The 4,285-nt window shown below is 72.6% G+C and carries 3 protein-coding genes; 2 read left to right on the top strand and 1 reads right to left on the bottom strand.

Annotation, left to right across the window (positions count from 1 at the left end):
- Positions 1–15: 15 nt before the first annotated feature.
- Positions 16–2,955: a BTAD domain-containing putative transcriptional regulator gene (locus ACQKIP_RS41080; protein ID WP_365854328.1), complete on the bottom strand. Its 2,940-nt coding sequence runs from the start codon at positions 2,953–2,955 to the stop codon at positions 16–18.
- A 240-nt stretch (positions 2,956–3,195) separates the two neighbouring features.
- On the opposite strand from ACQKIP_RS41080, the gene ACQKIP_RS41075 reads away from it, so the two are divergent.
- Entirely contained in the window at positions 3,196–3,903 is a 708-nt protein-coding gene (locus tag ACQKIP_RS41075; protein ID WP_365854330.1) for a hypothetical protein, read from the top strand.
- Positions 3,904–3,949: 46 nt separating this feature from the next.
- A complete protein-coding gene (locus ACQKIP_RS41070) occupies positions 3,950–4,084 on the top strand; it encodes a hypothetical protein (protein ID WP_365854332.1) in 135 nt (44 codons plus the stop codon).
- The last annotated feature ends 201 nt before the right edge of the window (positions 4,085–4,285 follow it).

Raw genomic sequence — 4,285 nt, 5'->3', positions numbered from 1 at the left:
TTCCTCTTGTCCCTGCTATCCCTGCCGGTCCGCCACCCGCTGCCGCAGGACGAGGCCGGGCACGTCCGCCGCGCCCGCCGCGGTCCCCCGGGCGAAGGCGGCCACGTACGCGTTCTCGCCCAGCGCCCGGCGCACCCTGACGACCGTCCGCGCGTGCACGTCGTGCAGGGGTACGAGGCCGTCCAGAGCCACCCCGGTCGTGCGCCGCAACTGCGCCGCGGCGCCGAGGAGTTGGGCGGCGTAGTCGGGTTCGTCCGTCGCTTCGGCGGCCCAGGCGAGGGATTCCACGCCCCACACGGGACCCCAGCGGTCGTCGATGTCCCACTGGGGGCCCAGGCTCTCGCGGATCAGGCGGGCCGCGTCGTACGGGTCGCCGTGCAGGAGCTCGGTCAGTCCGTGCACCCACCGCGTCCAGGAGCGGGCCCAGGAGCCGCCGCGGGCCACGCCGTCTGCCACATACTCCTCGCAGGCCGCGAAGGCCGCGTCGCGTTCCCCGAAGAAGGTGCAGGACATCGCCCAGAGCATGGTGGCCATATGGGCGTCGCCGGTGAGGCCGGCCTCCCGCATCCTGCGGCGGGCCCGGTCGAACAGCGCGATCGACGTGGGGCAGCCGCGGATCAGTATGGCGTCGGCGCCCTGGATGAACTGGACGGACGGCAGCGGTTCACCGCCGGGGATCTGCCCGGCCAGGCGGTAGCAGGTCGTAAGATACGTGCGTGCGGTGTCCTGTTCGCCCTGGCACATCGCCACCCACGCCCGGAGAGTCATGGCTCCGATCAGGGCGGGGTCCGGAACGGCGGACGGCGCGACCGGTCCCAGCGTGCGCTCGAACCAGTGGCGTCCCTCGCCGAGGGTGCTGCTGAAGAACCAGAAGCGGGTACGGGTGAGGTTCACCGTGATCTCGAGGCCTGCGCCCGCCGCACCGGGCTGGGTGGCACTGAAGTCCAGGGCGGCCCGGATGTTGGGCAGTTCGCGGCGCAGCGCGGTGAGCCAGTCGACCTCCAGCGGGCTGCACCACTGTGCGGCGGTCGTGGCCGCCATGGTCCGGTAGTAGTCCAGGTGCCGGCGCCGCAGGACCGTCTCCTGTCCCAGGGCCCGCAGCCTGCGCCGTCCGTACTGGCGGATGGTCTCCAGAAGCCTGTACCGGGTGCGGCTCTCGCGGCTGCCCGTGCTCAGGATCGACTTGTCGACCAGTCCCGACAGGAGGCGTACGAGCTGCTCGCGGTCGATCCCGTCGCCCGAGCAGACCGTCTCCGCCGCTTCGAGTCCGAAGTCTCCGGAGAAGACGGACAGGCGGGCCCACAGGACCTGTTCCGGTTCCGTGCACAGGTCGTGGCTCCAGTCGACCACACCGCGCAGCGTACGGACGTAGCGCGAGGCGGGGGTGTGCGGCGCCCCAGGAGCGCCGCGGGTTCCGGTTCCGGTACCGGTGTCGGTGTCGGTGTCGGCCAGGAACTGGAAGCGGTCGTCGAGCCGTTCCAGGATCTCCTCCGCCGAGAACGTGGCCAGGCGGATCGCCGCCAGTTCGATCGCCAGCGGAATGCCGTCCAGGCGCCGGCACAGCTGGCGGGCCGCGCCGCCGCCCGTCTCGACGACCCGCACGCCGGGGGCCGATGCCGCCGCCCGGTCGGACAGCAGCCGCAGGGCTTCCTCCGGGGGCAGCGGTGCCAGGGGCAGCACGTGTTCGCCCTGCACGTGCAGGAGATGACGGCTGGTGGCAAGGACCCGCAGGCCGGGGGCCGCGCGCAGCAATGTGTGGACCAGGTCGGCGACGGCCGTCACGACATGCTCGCAGTTGTCCAGGACCAGCAGGGTGCGCATGTCCCGCAGGCGCCGCACGAGGACCTCCCTGCCCGGAAGCGCGGACTGGTCCTGGAACCCCAGGGCCTCGCACACGGCCCGGTCCAGGAGCCGGGGGTCGGTGAGCGGGGCCAGGTCCACCGTCCACACCCCGTCGGGGCAGGAGCCCGCGGCGTCGGCGGCCACCCGCAGCGCGAGACGGGTCTTGCCCACCCCGCCCACGCCCGTCAGGGTGACGAGGCGCGCGACGTCGAGCAGCCGCCCGGCCTCGATCCGCTCCCGGCCCCGTCCGACGAACGAGGTCGTCTCGGCCGGCAGCCCGCCGCCACGTTCCGAGAGCGGCGGGGCGGCCGGAGCGGCGTCCCGGACGGTGGTGGCCCGCCCGCCGGTGCCCGACCAGGCGAGCGCGGGGTCGTCGGCCAGCATCCTGCGGTGCAGCTCGCGCAGTTCGGCGCCCGGATCCACGCCGAGTTCCTCCGCGAGCAGCGCCCTGACCGTGCGATAGCAGTGCAGCGCCTCGCCCTGGCGCCCTGCGCGGTGCAGGGCCAGCATCCGCTGCGCCCAGAAGGGCTCCTGAAGCGGGTGCGAGCAGGTCAACTCGGCCAGCTCCGGCAGGAGTTCGGTGTGCCTGCCCAGTGCGAGATCGGCGCCCACCCGCAGTTCCAGGGCCACCAGACGCCGTTCTTGCAGGGCGGGCACGACATCGCGGTGCAGCGCCGCCGACGGCACGTCGCAGAGCGGCCGTCCGCGCCACAACCCCAGGGCCTCCGCCAGCAGCGCGGAGGAACCTTCCGCGTCATGCGCCGACAGGGCCGACTTGGCGCGGCGCATCAGCAGGTCGAAGCGCCGCAGGTCGAGTTCGCCGTCGGCCACCTCGATCGCGTACCCGCGCGGGTGGGTGCGCACCGGGGCGTGGCCGGCCGCGCCGCCCAGGGCGCGGCGCAGCCTGAGCACGTGGTTTTGCAGGGTGTTGCGGGCGCCGCCCGGCGGGTCGTCGTCCCACAGCCGGTCCACCAGAGTCTCCAGCGGGACGACGCGCCCCGCGTCGAGCAGCAGGGTGGCGAGGACGATGCGTTGCTTGGTGGCCGGGATCGGCACGACGACACCGTCCCACACCACGTCGACCGGCCCCAGCAACCCGAATTCCCAGCTCATCGAGCCCCCCGTCCACACCCACCCCGAGCACGCCATATCAGCGCAACGTGACGAAGGTATCGCACACCGTGACCGTCGGGCGGGGGTCGTTGCGATCTCCCCACATTCCGGTGACACGCGGACGGCGTTGCCCCGGGCTGCGCGTGACCGGCAAGTGACCGGCGTGACAGCGCGGCCGGCCACCGTTTCTCCCGTCAGCGACATCGGCGGCCGCGGGGTCGCGGGGAGGCAACCGGGAGGATGAGTGCGCTGCACGATGCCGAGGAAGTATCGGCCACGCTCGCATGGACACGGTGGTTCCGCAGGACCGTCACGGTCGCGGACCTGCCGGGGCCCGATACCGCGGCGGGCCGCCGCATGGACGAGGCCGCCGCACGGTTCGCAGACCGGCGGCTGACCGACCGGCCGCGCACCGACCGGCCCTCGTGGTTCACCCCCGAGCGGCGCACCGCGCTGCTCGCGGAGGCGCGCGAGGGAATCCGCAGGGACCCCGAGCACAACAACGGCAAGGTCAATGCCAAGTTCGGCCCGCTGGCACAGGAACTGGTCCGCACGGTGGACCTGGCGCGCTACGTCGAGTCGGTGACCGGTGTGGCGGTGCGACCGCCCCACGCCTCGACCTACCTGGGCTACCTGTTCGACGGCAGCGCCCTCGAACTGCACCTGGACGACGAGCGCTACGGCGACATCACCCTCCTGCTGTGCCTGCACCGCAAACCATCCGGCGACGCGGGCGCCGGCAGCCGGACCGTCTTCCTGGAGGGAAGCCGCCGCCGCTTCGTGGACCTCGCCGAGCGGGAAATCCTGGTCTTCGACGGGGTGTTCGCGCCGCACGGACGCACCCCGGTGACCGGCGGCGAGGAGATCGTCCTGCTCAGCTTCGGATTCCGTGCCGCACAGAACACGACCGGACGCAGCGGCGACGTCGAGTTTCCGCCGGAGGCCTGAGCCGACGGCGGGATGCAGAAAAGAACACCGAGAAAGGAATGGACGTATGGGCGAAGAGAACGCTCCGCAGCCGGAGGAGACCGAGGCGCACACCGCGGTGCCCGACATCGACGACTTCGCGGTGACCGAGGTCGAGGACGCCTCCGCGGCCTTGATCCAGTACCGCCCCGACATGGGCTGAACCCACCGAGAAAACGCCTGAGTCGTGCCGGCGCGGGGCTGCTGTGTCCCCGCGCCGGTGCATCCGGCGGCATGTGAGGGGACACGAGGAGTGCACACCGCAGACCTGAAGACCGACGGACGCTACCGGCTCAGTCCCGCCGTGCGGCTGCTGCCGCCGGACTCCTTCGGCAACCGGCAATGGCTCGCGGTCGATCTGGTG

The organism is Streptomyces sp. NPDC059900, from assembly GCF_050270335.1.
GTDB lineage: Bacteria > Actinomycetota > Actinomycetes > Streptomycetales > Streptomycetaceae > Streptomyces.
Note: the sequence above shows the minus strand (reverse complement) of the source record. Positions and strands in the feature narration are given on the sequence as shown.